The 20,793-nt window shown below is 70.3% G+C and carries 20 protein-coding genes; 9 read left to right on the top strand and 11 right to left on the bottom strand.

What is annotated here, in order from left to right; genetic code table 11:
- Positions 1-2: 2 nt before the first annotated feature.
- A complete protein-coding gene (locus ACRDSQ_RS33525; protein WP_431426775.1) occupies positions 3-1,373 on the top strand; it encodes an O-antigen ligase family protein in 1,371 nt (456 codons plus the stop codon).
- Here the strand turns inward: ACRDSQ_RS33525 and ACRDSQ_RS33520 are convergent.
- From ACRDSQ_RS33520 to ACRDSQ_RS33510, 3 genes are all read right to left on the bottom strand, one after another.
- Positions 1,312-1,860, bottom strand: a complete 549-nt coding sequence (locus ACRDSQ_RS33520; protein ID WP_431426773.1) for a dTDP-4-dehydrorhamnose 3,5-epimerase family protein — start codon at positions 1,858-1,860, stop codon at positions 1,312-1,314. The genes ACRDSQ_RS33525 and ACRDSQ_RS33520 overlap by 62 nt on opposite strands.
- Positions 1,857-2,738: an NAD-dependent epimerase/dehydratase family protein gene (locus tag ACRDSQ_RS33515; protein WP_431426771.1), complete on the bottom strand. Its 882-nt coding sequence runs from the start codon at positions 2,736-2,738 to the stop codon at positions 1,857-1,859. Before ACRDSQ_RS33515 ends, ACRDSQ_RS33520 begins: the two co-directional genes overlap by 4 nt.
- Positions 2,739-3,077: 339 nt before the next feature.
- Entirely contained in the window at positions 3,078-3,239 is a 162-nt protein-coding gene (locus tag ACRDSQ_RS33510; protein WP_431426769.1) for a hypothetical protein, read from the bottom strand.
- Position 3,240: 1 nt separating this feature from the next.
- On the opposite strand from ACRDSQ_RS33510, the gene ACRDSQ_RS33505 reads away from it, so the two are divergent.
- Positions 3,241-3,966, top strand: coding sequence for a hypothetical protein (locus ACRDSQ_RS33505; RefSeq protein ID WP_431426767.1), 726 nt, complete (start codon positions 3,241-3,243; stop codon positions 3,964-3,966).
- Between the two features lie 59 nt (positions 3,967-4,025).
- Here ACRDSQ_RS33505 and asnB read toward each other — a convergent pair whose 3' ends face one another.
- The gene (gene asnB / locus ACRDSQ_RS33500; protein ID WP_431426765.1) at positions 4,026-5,861 is read right to left on the bottom strand and encodes an asparagine synthase (glutamine-hydrolyzing); all 1,836 of its coding nucleotides are present in this window, start codon (positions 5,859-5,861) and stop codon (positions 4,026-4,028) included.
- Positions 5,861-7,909, bottom strand: a complete 2,049-nt coding sequence (locus ACRDSQ_RS33495; RefSeq protein WP_431426763.1) for a glycosyltransferase — start codon at positions 7,907-7,909, stop codon at positions 5,861-5,863. Before ACRDSQ_RS33495 ends, asnB begins: the two co-directional genes overlap by 1 nt.
- 84 nt (positions 7,910-7,993) lie before the next feature.
- On the opposite strand from ACRDSQ_RS33495, the gene ACRDSQ_RS33490 reads away from it, so the two are divergent.
- The 3 genes from ACRDSQ_RS33490 to ACRDSQ_RS33480 all read left to right on the top strand — a co-directional run bounded on the left by ACRDSQ_RS33490 (position 7,994) and on the right by ACRDSQ_RS33480 (position 11,966).
- On the top strand, positions 7,994-9,310 hold the full coding sequence (locus ACRDSQ_RS33490; protein ID WP_431426761.1) for a nucleotide sugar dehydrogenase: 1,317 nt from the start codon (positions 7,994-7,996) through the stop codon (positions 9,308-9,310).
- Entirely contained in the window at positions 9,300-10,493 is a 1,194-nt protein-coding gene (locus ACRDSQ_RS33485) for a glycosyltransferase family 4 protein (RefSeq protein ID WP_431426759.1), read from the top strand. The genes ACRDSQ_RS33490 and ACRDSQ_RS33485 overlap by 11 nt, the downstream gene beginning before the upstream one ends.
- 144 nt (positions 10,494-10,637) lie before the next feature.
- Positions 10,638-11,966 carry a UDP-glucose dehydrogenase family protein gene (locus ACRDSQ_RS33480; protein WP_431426757.1) on the top strand — a complete coding sequence of 443 codons (1,329 nt, stop codon included), beginning with the start codon at positions 10,638-10,640 and terminating at the stop codon, positions 11,964-11,966.
- A gap of 8 nt (positions 11,967-11,974) precedes the next feature.
- On the opposite strand, the gene ACRDSQ_RS33475 is transcribed toward ACRDSQ_RS33480, so the two are convergent.
- Positions 11,975-12,793, bottom strand: a complete 819-nt coding sequence (locus ACRDSQ_RS33475; protein WP_431426756.1) for a hypothetical protein — start codon at positions 12,791-12,793, stop codon at positions 11,975-11,977.
- A 64-nt stretch (positions 12,794-12,857) separates the two neighbouring features.
- Here ACRDSQ_RS33475 and ACRDSQ_RS33470 point away from each other — a divergent pair, with 64 nt between their 5' ends.
- On the top strand, positions 12,858-13,067 hold the full coding sequence (locus ACRDSQ_RS33470) for a sigma factor-like helix-turn-helix DNA-binding protein (RefSeq protein WP_431426754.1): 210 nt from the start codon (positions 12,858-12,860) through the stop codon (positions 13,065-13,067).
- Positions 13,068-13,613, top strand: a complete 546-nt coding sequence (locus tag ACRDSQ_RS33465) for a Clp protease N-terminal domain-containing protein (RefSeq protein WP_431426752.1) — start codon at positions 13,068-13,070, stop codon at positions 13,611-13,613. It begins immediately after the preceding gene.
- Here the strand turns inward: ACRDSQ_RS33465 and ACRDSQ_RS33460 are convergent.
- A complete protein-coding gene (locus tag ACRDSQ_RS33460) occupies positions 13,610-14,230 on the bottom strand; it encodes a YczE/YyaS/YitT family protein (protein ID WP_431426750.1) in 621 nt (206 codons plus the stop codon). The two genes, ACRDSQ_RS33465 and ACRDSQ_RS33460, sit on opposite strands and share 4 nt — an antisense overlap.
- Positions 14,231-14,290: 60 nt before the next feature.
- On the opposite strand from ACRDSQ_RS33460, the gene ACRDSQ_RS33455 reads away from it, so the two are divergent.
- Positions 14,291-15,742 carry a PLP-dependent aminotransferase family protein gene (locus ACRDSQ_RS33455; protein ID WP_431426748.1) on the top strand — a complete coding sequence of 484 codons (1,452 nt, stop codon included), beginning with the start codon at positions 14,291-14,293 and terminating at the stop codon, positions 15,740-15,742.
- 312 nt (positions 15,743-16,054) lie between these two features.
- Here the strand turns inward: ACRDSQ_RS33455 and ACRDSQ_RS33450 are convergent, their stop codons facing one another.
- Positions 16,055-16,777, bottom strand: coding sequence for a hypothetical protein (locus tag ACRDSQ_RS33450; RefSeq protein ID WP_431426746.1), 723 nt, complete (start codon positions 16,775-16,777; stop codon positions 16,055-16,057).
- 239 nt (positions 16,778-17,016) lie between these two features.
- Between ACRDSQ_RS33450 and ACRDSQ_RS33445 the strand changes: the two genes are divergently transcribed.
- On the top strand, positions 17,017-18,096 hold the full coding sequence (locus ACRDSQ_RS33445) for a S8 family peptidase (protein WP_431426744.1): 1,080 nt from the start codon (positions 17,017-17,019) through the stop codon (positions 18,094-18,096).
- On the opposite strand, the gene ACRDSQ_RS33440 is transcribed toward ACRDSQ_RS33445, so the two are convergent.
- The 3 genes from ACRDSQ_RS33440 to ACRDSQ_RS33430 all read right to left on the bottom strand — a co-directional run.
- Positions 18,085-20,148: a CHAT domain-containing protein gene (locus ACRDSQ_RS33440; RefSeq protein ID WP_431426742.1), complete on the bottom strand. Its 2,064-nt coding sequence runs from the start codon at positions 20,146-20,148 to the stop codon at positions 18,085-18,087. The genes ACRDSQ_RS33445 and ACRDSQ_RS33440 overlap by 12 nt on opposite strands.
- On the bottom strand, positions 20,136-20,525 hold the full coding sequence (locus tag ACRDSQ_RS33435) for a hypothetical protein (protein WP_431426740.1): 390 nt from the start codon (positions 20,523-20,525) through the stop codon (positions 20,136-20,138). Before ACRDSQ_RS33435 ends, ACRDSQ_RS33440 begins: the two co-directional genes overlap by 13 nt.
- Positions 20,525-20,793 (bottom strand): RNA polymerase sigma factor (locus tag ACRDSQ_RS33430; protein ID WP_431426738.1); only part of this gene is annotated, 269 nt, incomplete at its 5' end. The genes ACRDSQ_RS33430 and ACRDSQ_RS33435, both read right to left, overlap by 1 nt.

The following is a 20,793-nucleotide window of genomic DNA, read 5'->3' as shown; positions in this document are numbered from 1 at the left end:
TCATGGCCGCCACCGCTGCGCGCGGGACCCGACTCCCCGAACATGATTTCCTCCGCCCGCCTGCCCAGCGAGCCGACGGCGCCACAGTGGCCGTGCTGTTCGTCGTGGCCCTCCTGGTGATCCCTGCCCGGCTTGTCTTCCGCGGTCTTCCACTCGCGCTCTCGCCTGCAGCGGTGGCGGCCATGGTGATCGGCCTGTTCTGGTTGTGCGCGCAATGCACCCACACGCTGGGCGCGGCCAAGGGTCGCAACGTCGTGCGCACTGCTGTGTTCGCCTACGGCGCGGCGCTGTTGGCGACGTATTGGTCCTCGATGGTGGTTTACCTGCCCGCCGATGAGGTCAGCCTGGCCGACCACGCGATCGTGCTGATGCTCGCCTCCCTCGGGCTTGCCCTGGGCGTGTGCGATGGCGTGCGGGGCATCGACCGCATCGACTTCGTGCTCAAAGCGGTCGTGGTGTGCGGCTCGATCTCAGCGGTGGTGGGGATCTTCCAGTTCCTCCTGAATGTGGACTTGACCCAGCTGCTCAAGCTGCCGATCCTGCGGTACGAGTCCGGGGAGACCCTGATCGAGGTTCAGCGCAACGGGCTGCGTCGGGTCGGCGGAACCATGGGCCACCCGATCGAGTTCGGTGTGGTGCTGGCGATGATCCTGCCGTTGGCCGCGCACTTCGCGCTTCAGGCGCGGCAGCGTGCCCAGCCGACGCCGCGCTGGTGGATCTGCGTGGGCCTGGTCGCGACGGGCATGATGTTCTCGGCCTCGAGATCGGCCATGGTCGGACTCCTGGGGGTGGCGATCGTGCTGCTCATCGGCTGGCCCGCACGTCGGCGGGCGCATGCGCTGCTCGCCGTGCTCGGCTTCCTGGTCGTCATGAAACTGGCCACTCCCGGCCTGATCAGCAACATGGTCAGCCTGTTTTCCAACGCCGGAACCGACGACAGCGTCAAGTGGCGGACCTGGGACTATCCGGCCGCCAGCACCGAGGTGCTGCGGCACCTGTGGTTCGGGCGCGGCTACGGCACCTGGTACGCGCCCAAACACCAGGTGTTCGACAACCAGTACATCCTGCACCTGGTCGAGGGTGGGGTAGTCGGGACCGCCGCGTTCATCGCGGTGTTCGTCTGCGGCATCTATGCCGTGCTGCGCGTCCGGTCGCGGTCGACTGACCCGGTTCGGCGCGACTTGGGCCTCACCATCGCCGCCTGCCTCGTCGTCCCGCTGCTCGGCAGCGCCACCTTCGACATGGTCTCGTTCAAGACCGCGGAGGGCCTGTCGTTCTTGCTGATCGGGATCGCGGGCGCGCTGCTGCGGGTCACGACGGCAGAACGGCCACCAGATCGGCCCAGGAGCCCGCGGCCAGGTCGCGCGCGCTGATCACGCTGACCGGCAGCGGCCAGGCGATGCCCAGCTCCGGGTCGTCATAGCGAACCGAGATGTCCTCCGTGGGGTCGTGCTCCCGGTCGATCCGATAGCACACGTCGGCGTGTTCCGTCAGCGCCTGGAACCCGTGCAGCAGCCCTGGCGGCACATAGAGGTGGGCGAAGTCCGAGTCGTCGAGCCGGACCGCGATGTGCTTGCCGAACGTCGGTGACGACGGCCGGGCGTCGACGAGGACGTCGTGGACCGCTCCTCGGGCGCAGCGCACCAGCTTCGCCTCGCCGCGGCCGGACCGGCCGTGCAGGCCCCGGATCGCGCCCTGGTGCGACCGTGACTGGCTGTCCTGCACGAACTGGTGCGGGTCCAGCCCGGCGCGCCGCGCGACCGTCGCGTCGAACGTGCGGGTGAACAGGCCGCGCTCGTCGCGGCTGGGGGTCGGCTGGAACAGCAGCACACCGTCGAGGGCAGTCGGTTCTATTCTCACGATTCCATCCTGTCTGCCGCGTACCACGCGACTGTGCGCCGCAGGCCTTCTTCCAGACCGGTCTCGGGGCGCCATCTCAGGATCTCGGCCGTCGGCCGCGGGTCGGACATCTGGGCGTGGTCGAGCGGCCGGTCCGCGATGGCGCCGAACCGCGGCCGTCCCGAGCCGCCGATGACCGCCGCCAGAAGTTCGATCGTGTCCCGAATCGACACCTGGGTGCCCGAGCCGACGTCCAGCACTTGTCCCGCGGCCTTGTCGGTGTCGGCGGCGGCGAGGAACGCCTCGACGACATCGCCCACGTACACCCAGTCGACCAGCCGGGTTCCGCTGGATAGCTCGGGGTCCTCGCCGCGAAGCAGGGCCAGGATTGTGTACGGGATCAGCTTGGTGGTGTCAGGCTGGTCGGGGCCGTAGACCATGGCCACCCGCAGCACGGTCGCCGCCACGTCCCAGAGCTGGTGGCACATTCGCGCGTACGCCGTCGCGGCCGACTTGGCGGCCGCATAGGGCGAGGACGGCGTGACCTCCGCGTCTCGGGTCTCCTCCACCGATCCGGCCAGGACCAGCCTGATACCCGGCGCCCCGACCGCCGCGGTGAGCAGATTGACCGCGCTGATGAGGTTCGCGTCGAGCACCGCGCGAACCAGTGCCGCGTCCCTCGTCCCGGTGACCGCGCTCGCGAGGTGGAAGACGACGTCCGGTGCGGTCGACCGGAGCAGGCTGGAGACCGCTTCCGCGTCGGCGAGGTCCACCACGTGCCAGGCGGGGCTGTGGGCACGCTGGGTCTGGTGCCCCCTGGTCACGGCGTGCACTTCGGCGCCGAGAGCGATCAGCCTGCTGGTCAGGTGGCCGCCGACGAAGCCCGTCGCTCCGGTCACCAGCGCGCGCCGGCCGCGCCAAGATTGAGTGGATTGCACGACTGGAACATCTCGCCGGGCGGCGAGTCCGTTTCACTGTGACCCTTACCACCATCGATGACTACGATCAGGTAACGGTAGTAGGCAGTAGCGAGCACAATCCGGTGTGTCCAATTGACAGGAAAGTGTCTTGCATACTAAAAGCGTTATTCGGTACTTGCGTCCTGCCGTGTTAGCGGGGGCGGTCACCGCCGCCGCCCTGGTTCTGTCGGGATGCGAGCCGGTGGCCGACAAGCGGCCGACTCCCGCCCCGACGAGCTCGTCCGTCACGCCGACGACCGCGGTGCCCACGACGACCACTCACACCACGACGACGTCCGACGTGTCCACGACGGCCCCGACGACGTCGACCAACTCGGCGCCCAGCTCGTCGACCAGCAGGCCGCCAACCACGACCCGGCCGCCGTCCACCGGCTTCCCCACCGCAGCCACCACCGGCGTCATCCCTGGCACCGTGCTCACGGTGGTGAGCGGGGACCAGACCTTCGCCACCGACGGCCAGGTCATCGAGGGCAAAGAGTTTCGCGGCTTCGTCCGGGTCACCGCGCGCGACGTGACGTTCCGCAACAGCATCTTCCGCGGCCGAGCGACCACGACCAACCGGGCGCTGCTCGACACCGAGCGTGGCACGAACACGGTCGTCGAGGACTCCGAGTTCGTCCCGTCGCACCCGGCGCCGGTCATCGACGGCCTCGTGACCCGCAACACCAGCATCTACCGCGCGAACATCCACGGTGGGGTGGATGGCATCAAGGCCAACAGCGGCACCCTGATCCAGGATTCCTACATCCACGACATGGCGTGGTTCGCCTCGGACCCCAACCAGGGCGGCGGCCCCACCCACAACGACGGCGCCCAGTCCTTCGCGGGCGAGTCGGGCGTGACGCTGCGACACAACACGATCGACATGTCCACCACCAAGGACGCCAACGCGGCACTGCAGTCATCGGCGTCGAACACGGTGGTCGAGAACAACCTGCTCGATGGCGGCGGCTGCACGCTCAACTTCAATCACAAGCCGCTCAACGGGCCGCTGACCGGGCTCTACATCCGCGACAACCGCTTCGGTCGAAACTCCTTCTTCAAGTGCCCGATCCTGCTCAGCACCCAATCGAAGCTCAGCCAGAACACCGGCAACGTCTGGCACGACACCGGCCAGCCGATCCCGCCTCCCGAGGTGCACGATTAGGGTCTGGCCCTGACGCGGGCCGGTGGTGCCGGGCAGCCCCGGCTCGCGGCGCCACCGGCCTACCTTCGGGCGGCCAGTTCCCGATGCCAAACCTCCAAGGACAGCAGCGTCCAGAGTCTTGGCTGCTCGTTGCGGTCACCGGACTCGTGCGCGGTGAGCAGGCCCTGGACCGCGGCCTGGTCGAGGCGGCTCCCCACGAACGAGGACGGTCCGGTGAGTAGGTCCCGCGCCATGTCGCGCAGCCCATGGCGGAACCACGCGTCGAGCGGGACCTTGAAGCCGGACTTCGGCCGGTCGATGATGTCGTCGGGCAGATGCCGCCGCGCGACCTCCTTGACCACCCACTTCGTGACACCCCGGCGGACCTTGACCGAGCTCGGCAGGCTGAACGCGAGTTCCACCAGCCGGTGGTCCAGGAACGGCGGCCGCAGCTCGAGCGATGCCGCCATCGACATCCGGTCCCCGCGTTCGAGCAGGTTGTCAGCCAGCCAGGTGTGCGCGTCGGCGTAAAGCATGCGCCGCAAGGCGTCCCCGCCGCCCGCGCGGTAGGGGGCGAGCGTGTCGCGCACGGGTTCGCGGGCCAGCAGCGCGGCTCGCTCGTCCGAGGTGAAGGGCGCGAACCAGGCGCGCATGCGCTCGGCGTACTCGGCCTCGGTGACGGCGCGCAAGGCGATGCCGAGCCGGGCGGCCCGGGCGGGCAGGAGGCGTTCCAGACCGCGCAAGGCGGTGCGGCGGGCGGGGAGCAGGCCTGCCAGCCGGGTCGCGCGGGCGAAGCGATGCTTGGGGTAGCCCCCGAACAGCTCGTCGCTGCCCTCGCCGGACAGCACCACCTTGACGTCGCGACGGGCCAGCTCGGCAAGCCGGAACACCGCGACGTCGGCAGGCTCGGACAGCGGCGCGTCCCGGTGCCAGCTGAGCCTGGTCCAGGTGTCGCGGAAGTCATCAGCGGTGACCACGACGTCGTGGTGGTCGCTGCCGACGATCTCGGCCACCTTCCTGGCCCACGGCAGCTCGTCCATCCTGGGGTCACCGAAGCCCGCGGCGTAGGTGTTCAGCCCGGCGCCCCCGCGAGCTTTCGCGACCAGCGCGGTGATCAAGCTGCTGTCCACTCCGCCGGACAGGTAGGTGCCCACCGGCACGTCGGCCACCAGCGCCTCGCGAACGGCGGCGTCGAGCGACTCGCCGACTCGCCGGACCGCTTCCTCGGCGGGAATCGGCTTGGTCGCTTGCTCGGCAGGCAGCTGCCAGTAGGCCTCGATCCGCACCCTTCCGGCGACGTCGAGCACCAAGTGGTGGCCCGGCGGGACCTTGAGCACGCCGCTGATCATCGTGTGCGGCGCGGGCACCGAGCGGTGCGCGAGGTAACCGTGCAGGCTCTCCTCATCGACCTGGACGCTCGGCAGCACAGGGAGCAGCGCCTTGATCTCCGAGGCGAACGCGAACACGTGCTCGTCGAGGTAGTAGTACAGCGGCAGGATGCCCATCCGATCGCGCCACAGGTGCGTCTCGCCCGTGACCGCGTCGTGGATCGCGTAGGCGAACTGTCCGCGCAGCCGGGTCACCCCGGCGGCTCCGTCCCGCTGGTACAGGGCCAGCAGCACCTCGGTGTCGCCGCCGGTCCGGAACGGGTAGGACAGCTCCGCTCGCAGCGACCGATAGTTGAGGATCTCGCCGTTGAACACCAGTTGTAGACGGTCGCCGTCGGCAGCCATCGGCTGTGCGGACGAGTCGAGGTCGATGATGGACAGCCGGGTGTGCGCCAGGCCGACCGGTCCCGCGGCCCAGAGCCCCGTGTCGTCGGGGCCGCGGTGGGTCAGCTGCTTGGCCATCTCGGCGAGCAGTCGCGGGTCGACCGGCGTCCCGTCGAGCCTACGCACGCCCGCGATGCCGCACATCAGCGACGACCCTCGGCAAGCGCCATGAGGTCGGCCGCGCGGGACGCCCAGGATGCCGAGAGCACGGTTTGCCTGCGCGACAACGGATCCCCAGGCCCACCATCGGCCAGGGTGTCGCGGACCAGCTCGATGAACTCGGTGTGGTCGCGGCCCACCCGGATCACCTGCCGGTACCCATCCGCCTCACGGAACTCGGTGCTCACCACCGCCAGTCCCAGCGCGAGGTACTCCTTGAGCTTGATCGGGTTGGCGTACTTGATCCACTCGTTGTCCAGCCACGGCATCAGGGCGACGTCGAACCCCGAGCCGTAGGCCGGAATGCGCTCGTACGGCCGGAAGCCGAGGACGTGCACGTTGGGGTACTTCTTGAAGCGCTCCATCGAGCACGTCGCGTCACCGATCAGCACAAGCGAGGCGTCCGGTAGCTCGCTTGCCACGCGCTCGAGCAGGTCGAAGTCGACCAGGTAGTCGTCCAGGCTGCCGAAGAACCCGATCCGGGGGCCGGGGATCGCCGCGAGGTCGGCGGGCAGGTGCTCGGTTTTCCGGAAGTGGTCGAGGTCCACGCCATGGTCGAGGAAGTGCCCCCGATCGCCTGCCAGGTCGCGCTCGTCGGCTTGCAGTGCGCGGCTGACATAGAGCACATGGTCCGACTCGGCCAACAGTGAGTCCTCCAACCCCCGGATCGCCTGCTGATCGGACTCGGGGAACGCGGAATGCAGGTCGGAGCGGTTGAACAGCAGGCTTCGCTTGCGCATCGGACGGACCACGTCCCACGCGGTGGGGATGGTGACGACCATCACCGGGGTGCGGATTCGCAGCGCCCGACAGACCAGCCGTACCTGCGCGCGCACCAGCCTGGCGTTGACCGCGCGCTGCCAAGGCTTGCTGTAGAAGGGGAACGGCAGTGGCGACATCACGTAGAAGTCGGGCGCGGGCTGGCGGACCAGCATGGCGATGCTGCGCAGCTTGCGCGCGATCCGGCGGACGAACTGGGTGCTGCGTCCGGGCATCGGCATGCGCATCCCGATGCTGTTGACCACGAGCACCCTGCGGTGCTCGGCGACCCGGCGGATCAGTTGGAAGTCGGAGTGGGCACGGTTGTGGTACCACCAGTCCTGCGCCGCGAAGCACACGTAGCCTTGCGCCCCGACCTCGCGCAGCGGCTTGGGCCAGCGGCGCAGGGTGAGTAGCCCGCGCAGCGCGGCCCGGTGCCGTGGGCGCAGCGGGGCCCGGAGCAGTTCGTTGAGGACCACCGCGAGCCACATGCCCGCGCCCGATAGCGGGCCGTGACGTTCGCGGTGCAACCGGACCCGGTTGGCGACCAGCAGCGCCCACAACCTCGCCGAGGTCTGGGACTCACCGCCGAGGTGTACCGCCACGGCCGAGGGCTCGAAGGACACCCGGAAACCGGCGTCCCCCGCCCGCAGCATGTACTCGGTCTCCTCCGAGTAGAGGAAGTAACGCTCGTCCAGCCGCCCGACCGCATCCAGGCAGTCTCGCGTGACCAGCCACGCCGCGCCGGACGCCCACGGCACGAAGCGCGGGCTCAAATAGGCGGCGGGCGAACCGATCGTCTCCCCGACAGCGCCGATCCGCGATGCGCGGGTTCCGCCCAGCACCGCCTCGGCGAACGCTCGCCACACCGCGGGCGACCGGTGCAGCGACGGGTGCGGCGTCCCGTCCGCACTGACCAGCTTCGGCACCACGATCCCCGCGTCGCCTGCTCGCGCCGCGGCGCGCAGCGCGGAGATCGACCCGGGCGCGAGCCGGACATCGGCGTTGAGCACCAGCACGTCACAACCCTCCGCGGCGGCGATGCCCGCGTTGACGCCCGCGGCGAACCCGCCGTTGTCCGGGCGGCGCACGATCCGCGTTCCCGGTGTGGCGGCCGCCCTGGCCACGGTGTCGTCGGTCGATGCGTTGTCGACGACGATCACCCTGACTAGCTCGCCCGCCGCGGCGAGTGCGGCGAGGCAGTCGCCGATGACCGGCGCGCTGTTGTAGGTCACGACGACTGCGACCAGGGGCCGCTGCTTGGCGTCAGGCACGTCCGGTAGATCGAGCGCCTGGCCTCGGCTGTTACCCCAAACGTCGAGGTAACGCCGGTTACGCGGCAGACGACTCCCCATGTGATGAAAATCAGCGTCTTCGGTCTCGGCTACGTCGGCTGCGTTTCCGCGGCATGTCTGGCGTCCCGCGGCCACGAGGTCATCGGGGTCGACGTCAACCCGGTCAAGGTCGACCTGATCGCGCGCGGCCACGCGCCCGTCGTCGAGGAGCGGATCGGGGAGCTGACCGCCGAGGTTGTCGGGTCGGGTGCGCTACGTGCGACCACGGACGCCGTCGAGGCGATAGTGGCGACGAGTGTGTCGCTCATCTGCGTGGGCACTCCGTCGGCGCAGAACGGCAGCCTGTTCACTGAGTACCTCGAACGGGTTGCTGAGCAGATCGGTGGCGCACTGGCCAAGAAGGACGGCAGGCACACCGTGGTGCTACGCAGCACCATGCTGCCCGGCACGTGCCTCGACCTGCTCGTGCCGATCTTGGAGAAGTTCTCGGGCCGGACCGCGGGCGTCGACTTCGGGGTGGCGGTGAACCCGGAGTTCCTGCGCGAAGGCAGCAGTGTGCGTGACTTCCTCGACCCGCCGAAGACGGTGATCGGTGAGTTCGACGCGGCGAGCGGCGATGTCGTCGCAGAGCTGTACGCGGGGCTGCCCGGTGCGGTGTTCCGGGTGCCGATCCCGGTCGCCGAGATGACGAAGTACGCAGACAACGCCTTCCACGCGCTCAAGATTGCCTTCGCCAACGAAATCGGCGCGGTCAGCCACGCGCTCGGCCTGGACTCACACCAGGTGATGGACGTCTTCCTGGCCGATCGCAAGCTCAACATCAGCCCGGCCTATCTTCGCCCGGGATTCGCGTTCGGCGGTTCTTGCCTGCCCAAGGACTTGCGCGGGTTGCTGTACGCCGCGCGGCGCGCCGATGTGGCCGTGCCCGTCCTCGCGCATGTCCTCCCATCCAATGAGGAGCATCTGCGCCGGGCGTTCGACTTGATCGCGGCCACCGGTCGGCGCCGGGTGGGGTTGTTCGGCCTGTCTTTCAAACCGGGTACAGACGACCTGCGGGAGAGCCCGTTGGTCGAGCTCGCGGAGCGGCTGCTCGGCAAGGGATACGATCTGCGCATCTACGACGCCAACGTGACGCTATCGCGGCTGATGGGGGCCAACCGCGAGTACATCGAGAGTCGCCTCCCGCACCTGGGTGACCTGCTGACCAGCTCGGTCGCGGACGTTCTCACGCACGCCGAGGTGTGTGTCGTGGGCACCAAAGACCAGCTCGTGGTGGACGCGTTGCGTGACTCGGGCGACCGCACCGTCATCGACCTCGTCCGCCTCCCCGACGCGCACGTGCGCCGGGCCGACCCTGGATACGTGGGCCTTGGCTGGTAGAGCACTCATCCTCGTCGAGAACTTGTCCGTGCCGTTCGACCGTCGCGTCTGGCAGGAGAGCAAGGCGCTGCGCGACGCGGGCTGGGACGTCCACGTGATCTGTCCGCAGGGGACCAAAAGGGACACTGAGGCGTTCGCCGAGATCGACGGAGTCAAGATCCACCGCTACCCGTTGAGGGCCGCCACTGGCGGTCCGCGCGGCTATGTCAAGGAGTACGGCTCGGCGCTGTGGCACACCTGGCGGCTCGCCCGCCGGATCCGGCGCCGCTCCGGCCGCATCGACGTCGTGCACGCGTGCAACCCGCCTGACCTGTTCTACTTGATCGCCAAGCGATTGAAGCGAACAGGTGCCAGGTTCGTGTTCGACCAGCACGACTTGGTGCCCGAGCTGTACCTGTCGCGATTCAACCGCGGCGAAGACTTCCTCTACCGGGCTGTGTGCAGGCTGGAACGGGCCACCTACCGTGCCGCCGATGTGGTGATCGCCACGAACGAGAGCTACCGCGAAGCCGCGCTCAGCCGAGGCGGGAAGCTGCCGGACGAGGTGTTCGTCGTGCGCAGCGCGCCTGCGATCGAGCGGTTCCGCGAGGCGCCGCGAGACGACACAATCAAGCGGGGCAAGCCGCACCTGTTGTGCTATCTGGGTGTCATGGGTCCGCAAGACGGAGTCGACTACGCGCTGCGGGCACTAGCCAAACTGCGCGACGAACTCGGTCGGACCGACTGGCATGCCGCGTTCGTCGGCGCGGGTGACACGTTCGACGCGATGGTCGCCCTGGCCGCGGATCTCGACCTGGCCGACATGGTCACCTTCACTGGCAGAATCCCGGACGAGGACTTGTTGCGCTATCTGTCCACAGCGGACGTTTGTCTGGCGCCGGATCCGCTCAACCCGCTCAACGACGTGTCCACCATGAACAAGATCATGGAGTACATGGCGATGTCGAGGCCGATCGTGTCGTTCGACCTGAGGGAGGCCAGAGTTTCCGCGGGCGACGCGGCCTTGTATGCCCAGGCCAACGACGAGTCCGAGTTCGCCAAGCTCATCGCGCGGCTGCTCGACGACCCGGACGAGCGGGCTCGGATGGGCGAGATCGGCCGCGCCCGGGTGGGTGGACCGCTGTCGTGGGCGCATTCCGCGCGCACACTGGTCGCCGCGTACGCCAAGGCGATGTCCCGGTAAACGGCACGGGCCGCAGGTGGCCGGCGCGTTACCTGCCGCAGCCATGCTGCTGACCGGAGGCCCAACTACCAGGCATATCTCTTGTTCGCGCGCCCAGATGTGGCCACCATCGGGTCCGGAACCGGGACTTCGGGGGTGGCACGGATGTTCGTACGGCGGATCGCGGTGGTCGGCACCGGCTATGTCGGGCTTACCACGGGCGCGTGTCTTGCCTCGCTCGGACACCGCGTCGTGTGTGCCGACATCGATCCGGACAAGATCAAGCGGCTGAGTCAGGGCGAGGTCGACATCCTCGAGCCGGGGCTGCCTGACCTGGTGGCCGAGGGCCTGGCCTCCGGCCGGTTGACCTTCGTGCTGGGTGCGGCCGCGGCGGTCACTGAATTCGATCCTGAGGTGCTGTTCCTGTGCGTGCCGACGCCCATGGGCGTCGGTGGTGTCGCCGACTTGTCGGCGGTCGAGTCCGTCGTGTCCGAATGCCGGGATCTGCTCAGGCAGGACTGCGTCGTGGTGAACAAGTCGACTGTTCCTGTCGGCACCGCCCAGCGCACCGCCGATTTGCTTGGCCGAGGCGATCTGGCCGTCGTGTCCAACCCAGAGTTCCTGCGCGAGGGCTCGGCGGTCCACGACTTCCTCAACCCGGACCGGATCGTCGTTGGCTGTGACAAGCAGGACGCCGCTGAGCGGGTCGCGGCCCTCTACGCGCGGCTCGGCGCGCCTGCCGTGCTGACCGACGCCGAGAGCGCCGAGTTGGTCAAGTACGCCGCCAACTGCTTCCTGGCGATGAAGCTGTCCTATGTCAATGCCGTGGCCGAGCTGTGTGAGCGGCTCGGCGCCGACATCAACGACGTGACCGAGGGCATCGGCTACGACAAGCGCATCGGCCAGGCGTTCCTGTCGCCCGGCCCCGGCTGGGGCGGTTCTTGCCTGCCCAAGGACACTGCGGCGATGCTGCAGGTAGCGGACTCGGTCGACTTCGAGTTCCGCCTGCTGCGCGCGACCATCGACACCAACACGCGGCAGCGGCAGCGGATGGTCGACAAAGTTCGGCTGGCGGTGACCGGGAAGCGCACCGGGTCGCTGTCGAAGGTGCGGGTCGCCTTGCTGGGCATGACGTTCAAGGCGGGCACCGACGACGTGCGCGACTCGCCCGCGCTGGCGGTGGCCGCGCTGCTACGTCAGGCCGGTGCCCATCTCCGCGGCTACGACCCGGCCCTCACGCCCGCTGCACGGCGCCCGGAGCTAGGCGTTGTCGATTTGGTCGACGATCCGTACGAGGCCGCCCGGGACGCCGAGGTGGTGGTCGTGCTCACTGAATGGCCCGATTTCCGGACACTGGATTGGGCGCGGATGGCCGAGGTGGTGGCCAACCCGGTGGTGGTGGACACTCGCAATCTGCTCGACGCGGATATCCTGCGCCGCGCCGGGTTCGACTGGATCGGCGTGGGACGTGAGCCCGAGCACCGGGCGGGCTGACGAGGCGTTCACTCGAAATCTATCTGCACGAGCGCCTGGTCGTCGTGGGGTTTCGCCCTGGGCCAGCGTCTTCCGTCCGGATCGGACGATTCGGCGGCCCGTACCGCCGCCAGTACCGCTTGCGGCCCCTCGGCCGCCGCCAGCGCGCGCATGCCGTCCCAAGAGTCGAAGACCCCGTAGTCGTCGACGCCGCACGACACGCCGTCGGTGGCCATCAGCACCGTACGCACGTCGGCCCGATGCCACGAGGCCCGCATCGCCCGGTGCGCGGCGGCGGGCACCGCCTCGGCCACCCAAAACCCGTCCTCCTGATTGCGGAACCGGGCCACCCGCTCGGCGGACTCGCGCAGCGCGGTGACGTGGTCGTGGCCAAACCCACCGCCGGCGCTGAGTCGATCGCGGTAGCTCCCGGGTCGCAGGTGCCGCAGCCGGTCGTCGGCCACCACCTCCACCGCGTCGGCGAGGAAGACCGCCACCGGGCTGTCGGCGAGCACGAGCGCCTCCACGATGCGCTCGTCCCACCGCACAATCGACACAGTGCTCGAAGGGCTCTCGCCGGGGGCGAACCCATTGTGCCTGGCCACAGACCGGATCGCGCCCGCGAGCAGGTGCGCCAAGTCGAGTTCGGGCGCGGCCGACAGCCGGGCCGCGACCTGGGCGGCGAGTTCCCGGGCGTACGCCCCGCCGCTGGGCAGATCGGTGCGTGAGGTCGATGCCCCGTCGAGCAGCACGACCGCGTCCGGCAGCACGACGACGACGTCCTCGCTCGGCCGATCGTGCCCGTCCGGCCCTACCCCGGCCGCTTCAGCGATTGCGAATCCCGGCATGCCCTGATCCTGCCTCCGTCAACATAGGTTGACAACCCCGGTGTCGTCAACCTATGTTGACGACATGGCTGAAGCAACCCACTTGGCCACGGCGGCGGGCGACAAGGACCCCAGGGTCGGCCTGCGCGCGGTGGCCGCCTTGCGCCGACTACTCGAACAACTCGAAGCCGTCCAAGTCCGCAGCGCCCGGATCGACGGCTGGTCCTGGCAGGAGATCGCGGCCGAACTCGGCGTGAGCAAACAGGCCGTGCACAGGAAATATGGGAGGAAGTAGATGTTCGAGCGATTCACCAAGTCCGCCCGCGTCATCGTGCGCGACGGCGTCCACCTGGCCGAACAGGAGCGCGCCGCGCTGATCCGGCCCGAGCACCTGCTGCTGGCCATGCTCAAGCACGACGACACGACCAGCGCGAAGATCCTCGCCGCGCACGGGGTCACCGCGGCCGCGGTCACCGAAGCGATCGCTCAGGCGCACCGCCGCGGCGGACTGTCCCAAGCGGACACCGCGGCGCTGAGCGAGGTCGGCATCGACGTCGACGCGGTCGTCGAGGCGCTTGAATCCACCCACGGCGAAGGCGCCCTGGCTCCGGCCAAGCGGCGGCGCATGTTCGGCCCGCGGTGGCGCGTCCCGATCGCCCCGGAATCCAAAAAGGTCATCGAGGCCACCCTGCGGGAAGCCTTGGCCCGCAAGGAATCCACGATCGGCGACCAGCACGTCCTGCTGGCGCTGCTCGCCGAGTCGGGAGTCGTGGCCGACATCCTGGCAGGCTTCGGCGTCACCCACCGAACCGTCAGCGCGGAGCTGGCCCAGGCCGGTTAGTCCTGTTTCCAGGAAACCAGCGGCAGGAGCAGTTGCGCGAGCGGCCCGATCGCCACCGCGTAGAGCGCGGTCCCGATTCCGACCGTGCCGCCGAGCAGCCAGCCGGTGGCGAGGACCGCGACCTCGATCCCCGTGCGGACCCAGCGGATCGAGAGCCCGAACCGGGCGGAGATCCCGGTCATCAGTCCGTCGCGCGGGCCCGGTCCGAGCCGGGCGCCGATGTACGCCGCGGTCGCGAGTCCATTGAGGACGATCCCGGCGCTGAGGAACGCGATCCGGGCAGACAGGGATTCCGGCGTGGGCAGCAGGAACAGCGTCACATCCACCGACACCGAGATCAGCACGATGTTGGCGATCGTGCCGACGCCGGGCCGCTGCCGCAGCGGGATCCAGCACAGCATGACGATCACGCCGGTGATCGCGGTGATCGTGCCGAAGCTGAGCCCGGTGACCTTGTTCAGCGCCTCGTGCAGCACATCCCACGGCGCGAGGCCGAGAACGGCCTCGATCTGCAGCGCCATGCTCGCGCCGTAGAGCGCCAGCCCGGCGAACAGCTGGGTGAGACGGCGTCCGGGCGCGACCCGGACCGGGACATGTTGGAGGTCGACCAAGGCCATGCGGCCATCCTGACAACGATTGGCCTTCCTTTCGAGAGCCAATCTGCGACAATTGGCCGCATGGCGTCGAGTGTTCCACCCAGTGGACGGGTGTCCCGGCAGCAATTGGTCCGCTTGCTGGGCGAGTGGCGGGCCCACGGCAGCAGGCAGGGGTCGGCCGGACTGGCCGCCGGGATCAAGCTGGTGGTGCTCGACGGGCAACTCCCGCCCGGCACGGTCCTGCCCGCCGAACGCGAACTCGCCGAGGCTCTCGGCGTGAGCCGCACGCTCGTCGGCACCGCCTGGGACCTGCTGCGCGCCGACGGCCTGATCGTCAGCAGGCGCGGGTCAGGCTCGTGGACCGCCCTGCCGGTCGCCGCCGACCGGACCTGGGCGTCGCTCGACGAGCAGCCCCTCGACCTGGCCCGCGCGGCGCCCGAGGCGGTGCCGGGCATCGCCAAGGCCATCGACGCCGTGCGTTCCCGGTTCGCCGCCGAACTGGCGGGCCACGGCTACCACGACTACGGCGTCGACATCCTGCGTGAGCGCATCGCCGAGCGGTACACCGCGCGCGGTCTGCCGACCGACCCGGCCGAAGTCCTGATCACCAACGGCGCCCACCACGCGCTCGCCCTCGTGCTGCGCACGATGACCGACCCCGGCGACCGGGTCCTGGTCGAACTCCCCACCTATCCCAACGCCATCGACGCGATCAAGGCCGCGCACGCCATCCCCGTCGCCGTGCCACTGGTCGAGGACGGCTGGGACCACGAGGGCATCGAGGCGGCGCTGCGCCAGGCGTCGCCGCGGCTGGCCCACTTCATCGTCGACTTCCACAACCCGACCGGCCGCAGGCTCGACGCCGACGGCCGGGCCCGGCTTGTCTCGGCGCTGCGCCGCGCGCGCACGCCCGTCGTCGTGGACGAGACCCTCGTCGAACTCGACCTCGACGGCGACCCGCTCGACGGCCCCGCGCCGCTGCCCGCGTTCGGTGAGGCCACGGTGTTGGCTGTCGGGTCGGCGAGCAAGTCGCACTGGGGTGGGCTGCGGCTGGGCTGGGTGCGCGCGCCGCGGGACGTCATCCGCCGGATCGCCGCCGCCCGACACGCCTACGATCTCGGTTCGCCGGTGCTCGAACAGCTTGTCCTGGCTGAACTTTACGCCGATCCCGACCCGGTTCTGCGGGAACGCCGAACGGAGATCGCGACCCGCCGCGACGCGTTGGTCGCAGCGGTTCGAACCCATTGTCCACAATGGACTTTCGAGGTGCCGGGCGGCGGCCTGAGCCTGTGGTGCAGGCTGCCCGAGCCGATCGGCACCCGGCTCGCGGTGACCGCGCAGAACTTCGGGGTGCGGGTGGCGCCCGGATCGCGGTTCGCCGCCCACGGCGGCCTCGAACGCTGGCTCCGGCTGCCCTACACGCTGCCCCCCGCACAACTGGCCGAAGCCGTGCGCAGACTGTCGCTGGTGGCCGAGAACGTCACCGGATCGCCCGCGCCGATAAGTCCGTATGGGCACATTCCGGTCGCTTGACTAGCTTTCCTACCCCTTTACCCGCTAAAAAGCGCAGTGCGCTGGATGGCGTAACGCGTTGACCCTTCCGGGTCTGTCGCCATCCAGCGCACTTCGACCTGGTCGTCCACCATGAAGGTCATTCGGCACAGCCCCTCGTTGTGCCGATCAAGGTGGACGGCCAGTGGGTGCCCCGGCGCCGCGGGGGCATCGCGGCGCCGGGGCCAGGGTCCCGATCTGCACGGGCGCGGTCGGCAGATCGGGCTGTGGAGATGGTCGGAAGGTGGACACGGGCGCCCTATGGGCACACCTGTCCCCGATATAGGTGCTGGGTCAGTCGGGGGACGACGCGGGAAGCCCCGCGCATCTGCCTGCCGCGTCCGTGACGCGCGTTCCCGCCACTCCCGCCGACGCGGGCGGGGTGAGCGAGGCGCGACCGGCGAGCATGCCGGTCAGGCCGCGGGCGTGACCGCCGCCGTCGGAGGCGGCGGAGGCGGTGGACCCCGGAGCGGCCGGTGCCGCGGGCGCGGCGGGCGGCTCGGGGGCGGTGCGCTTGTCGGCTTCTTCATCCGACGAGCCGGCCACCAGTTCGAAGGTGGGTTTGGGGGCGGGTGCCTTCGGGACCACGACCGGTCGCGGGGCCTCAACCGGCCGCTCGACCTTGGGCGCGGGCCGAACCGGAGCGGCCTTGACCGGCTCCGGCACGCTCACCACGACCTTGCGCGGCGGCGCGGGCGGCTTGACCGACACCGCGGCGGGCGCCGAGAACGTCTCACTGGACTGGCTGGCGCCTGCCTGGGGCTCCAGGATCGGCAGGTCGACGGGGTCCTCGACGAGTGGAACCTCCGACACCGTGCCGACCAGCCCGCTCGCCAGCGGGCGTGCCACGTTGATGGTGTTCCCGACGAGACCGAGCAGTCCGGCGCTCGGCCGGGTGGGTTTCGGCGGCGGACGCCGGTCCTCGGCCGACGCGTTCGACGCGAAAAGCACCATCGCGACCCAGAACGCCATCAGCAGCCCGGCGACGGCGGCGACGCGGAGCAACAGCACGCTCACTGTCCGATCCACGTTCGTCACCACCATCCGCGAACTCGGTCCGACTACCCGGCGCAACCAAGCCACTATCCACGACTTGACCGTATTTCTGCACCCTAACCGGGCTCGTTCCACCCGGAAAGACGGCTAACGGCCGCACTCCGGGCGGCCTGTCATCACAGAGTGTGGAAATCACCACTCCGGGTGACTCGGGGCCTTCCCGCGCGCGCATGTCCCCTTGCGACGGGAGCGTGTCCCTTGTGCACACTCAAGAGATCGCCGAGCGCCACCCCGCCTTCCAGCACCACGACCCGGGCGGACCCGCCGAGTGCCTGGTCCACCGCGGCCAGCTCCTCGTGCCGCTCGGCGGTCTCGACGCCGCCGTCGACGCGCTCGGCCGCTGGATCGACCGCGTGGACCCTGCCGACCACGCGACGCTGCGGCTGCGCCCGACGGCGGACGCCGTCCGGATCGCCGCGGACTACGCCGACCGCCTCAAGGTGTCGGCCAACCACGTCCACACGGTCATGGTCGGCGCCCCGATCCTGCACGGCACCGGCGCCAAGCCCGAGCCCGTCGAGCTGCCCCCGGAACCGCTCGCCGAGACGTGGCCCAAGCCGGTCACGGTGCTGATCCTCGACACCGGCGTGGACCCGCACCCGTGGTTCACCAGCCGCCCCTGGTTCGGCGAGTGGGGTCCCACCCCCGAAACCCTCGACTTCGAGGGCGACGGCGTCACCGACGCCCAGGCAGGCCACGGCACCTTCGTCACCGGCGTGGCCCTGCGGCACGCGCCGGGGGCCGTCCTGCGCCACCACCGGGTGCTGAGCTCCCACGGCCTCACCGACGACCGCACGGTCGCGATGGCCCTGCGCCGCACCCGCCAACACGCGGCGGGCCGCGGCGAACACATCGATGTCGTCGTTCTCACCGCAGGCTGCCACACGACCGACGACCGCTGCCCGCCGGCACTGGTCCACGAGTTCACCCGCTTCACCGACACCGTGGTCGTCGCCGCCGCGGGCAACCACGGGACGTCCCGCCCGTTCTGGCCCGCCGCCCTCCCGTCGGTCGTCGCCGTCGGCGCCACCAAGCCGGACGGCGCGCCCGCCCCGTTCTCCGGTCACGGCCCGTGGGTCGACACGGCGGCGCCTGGTGTGGACGTCGTCAGCGCCCACGTCCGCCCGTCGGAAACCGGCCGCACCTATGGCGCCGCCCGCTGGAGCGGCACCTCCTTCGCCGCGCCGAGGGTGGCGGCGGAGATCGCCACGGCGATCAAGGAGGGCCTGACCCACGCGGCCGCGCGGGAACGGGTGTCGCCGGTGAGGTCATCCCGGTGAGCCGTAGCAGGTGAAGCCCAGGTGCCCGTGCGCCGCCTGGGCGTCCGCGAGCGCTTTCGCCGGGCCCGTGCCCGCCGCGAGGTGCTCGTGGAGGGCGGTCATGAGCGGGACCGCGAGGTCGTCCGGGACCGGCAGCGTGCTGGCGATCACCGTGCCGACACCCAGGCCGAGCAGCACGGCGATCAGCCCCGGCAACTCGGCCTTGCCCGACTCACAGGACGACAGCACGAGCCGCCGGGGCGGTTCGGGGAGCCGCTCGATGTCGTGGGCGTGCAGCGGGCCGTCGGCCAAGGCGATGGCGGAGAACCGCGGGGCCGCCGGGTGGTGGCGTCCGTGGGCGGCGATGTGGACCAGGCCCGCTCCGTTCATCGCCGCGAGCACGTTCGCGACGGTCGATTCCCGGCCGGTGACCAGGGTGCCGCCGTGTCGTGCGTGCAGGGCAGCCACTTCGCGCGTCGCGTGGGTCAAGCCGGGGCAGGCGATCCACGCGGTCGGCCCGGTCGGCTCGGGTGCGAGTTTCGCGCGCAGCCAGGCGGCCGCGGCCGGTGCCACCGACACCGGCCTGCCCGCCAGGCTCGGCAGCGCCGCCCACGGGATCGACGACAAGTCCGCCGAGGGAAGCACGACCAGTTCCCGACCCCGGACCACCTTCGCGAACAAGGTCGCATCGAGTAGCCGTGCCGCGCGCTTCGAAGCCGCGGTGTCGCCGGTGCGTGCGTCCAATGTGGACGTTACCCGCAGGCTTTCGGCGGCCTCGGCGACGGTGCGCGCCGATCCGATGACGTGTTCACGGAATCGCCCGTGGAAAACTGAAACCATCCGCACCTGTCCGTTGTGGACAAAGAAGTCGAGCAGCCCGCGGTCGCCCAGTGCCGCACTGATTTCCCGGTGTGCGGGGGCATCCGCGCCACGGAAACGCTCCACCCAGGTGAAGATCGTTCGAGGGCGCCCGCCCGAGACCGCGGCGTCCACCCCGACCGCGGCCAGCCGCGCGTCGCCGAGACCCCCGGCGCGGCAGGCGGCGAAGGCCGCCCGTGGGTTGCGTGCGCCGCGGGCTCGGGCCAACCAGCCGAGCGCGCGCAAGCCGGGTTCGGCGGCGAAGCGGTGTGGCTCCACGAGGTGCAGCCGCCCGGCGAGCAGGCGCAGCTCAGCGGCCTCGGTGGCCCAGCCCGCCCGCTCACACCGGTCGGCGATGTCGGTCGAGGTGCGTCCCATGGCCCGCAGCCGCACGGCCTGGGCGTGCGCGGACCACCCGGCGTTGCGCTGTTCCTCGAACAGCTCGGCGGCGGTCACGGCCGCCTCCGCCGCCGTGTCGGGATCACCCGACAGCAGCGCACGGTGCGCGTGGGCGAGGGTGGCTTCGGCGAACGCGGGCCCGCGTCCGTTGGCCCCAAGCGCCACCGCCGCCCGGGCGAGGGCTCGACCGGCGCTGTTGACCAGGCCGACGCCGAGCAGCGCGTTCGCCCGGTCGATCAGGACTTCCGGCCGCTTGGTCTCGTCGATGCCTGCCGTGTCGTAGAGGCGCAGGGCCCGGCTGAAGTCACCGGCCTGAGCGGCGACGAATCCCTTGTTGTGCAAGCAAGTCCGGGCCCGCTCCGGTTTGCCGTGCGCCAGATAGATGGCGTGCGCCCGGTCGAGGGCATCCTCCGCCACGGCGGTGCGCCGCAGGTATCCGGCCGACACGCCGAGCCCGACCAAGGCGTTGGCCCGCCAGTGTCCGTCGGGCAGCCGCCCCGCCGCCCGGGTGAGGACGGTAAGCGCCGACTCGTGCTCGGCCGTCATACACAGCGCTAGTCCATGCAGGCAGTCCGCGCGGGCGAGCAGCTCCCCGGACAGCGCGGGCCGAGCTTCGGCGATCAGCGAGCCCGCCGTGTCGTGGTCACCAACCTGCTGCGCGATCCACGCCATGACCAGCGCGGACTCCGCCGCCTGCGTCGGTGTCGCCGCCTGCTCGCGGGCCAGCCGCGCGTGTGGCCGGGCCCGCAGCGGCTCGCCGCGTTCCTGGTGGGCGAGCGCGGCCTGGTGGTGGTGGGCCCAGGTCAGCGGAACCACCCCGAGACCAGCGGCACCTCATCGGCCCGGTGCAGGACAAGCCGCATCCGCCCCGCGGGCAACCGCACGGAAAACGCCCCCACCGAATCCACCGCGACGACGACAACCCCCGAGGCGCTGTGCAGCTCGGCGCGGGTGACCGGAATGGTCAGCAGCCCGCAAACCCGGTCGGCGATCTCGATGACCCCGGCCCCACACCGCCACATCCGCGCGTCGCCGCGCACCTCGACCCCAGCCAACGGCGAGAGTTCCAGCCAGTCCCAACGGGCGCCCAAGAACGTCCCCGCCAACATCGCCGCGGTGCGAACGGCGGCAGGCACGGGATCAACCCGGTCCAACATGCCCGCGAGCTCAGCGAGCAATTCCTCGTCGGTCATCACGCCACCTCACCCGGGATGCCGAGTGCGACAAGCTTGCGCCGCAACACGTCCAGGCATCTGCCGCGGGTCTGGCCGATGCTGCCCACCGCTATCCCGACCGCCCGCCCCAACTGCGCGTAGCTCAAATCCGGCGCGAACGCGAGCAGGCCCAACACGGACCGGCAGCGGTCCGGCAGCGCCGCGAAAGCGCGCCACAGGGTGTCGTCGCGTTCGCCGCGCAGGGTGGCTGTTTCCGGCCAGCGGTGCTCGCCGACGTGGTCGACCA

Source organism: Actinokineospora sp. (assembly GCF_050699995.1).
Lineage (GTDB): Bacteria > Actinomycetota > Actinomycetes > Mycobacteriales > Pseudonocardiaceae > Actinokineospora.
The sequence above is the reverse complement of the archived record's forward strand: the minus strand, read 5'-3'. Positions and strand labels throughout refer to the sequence as shown.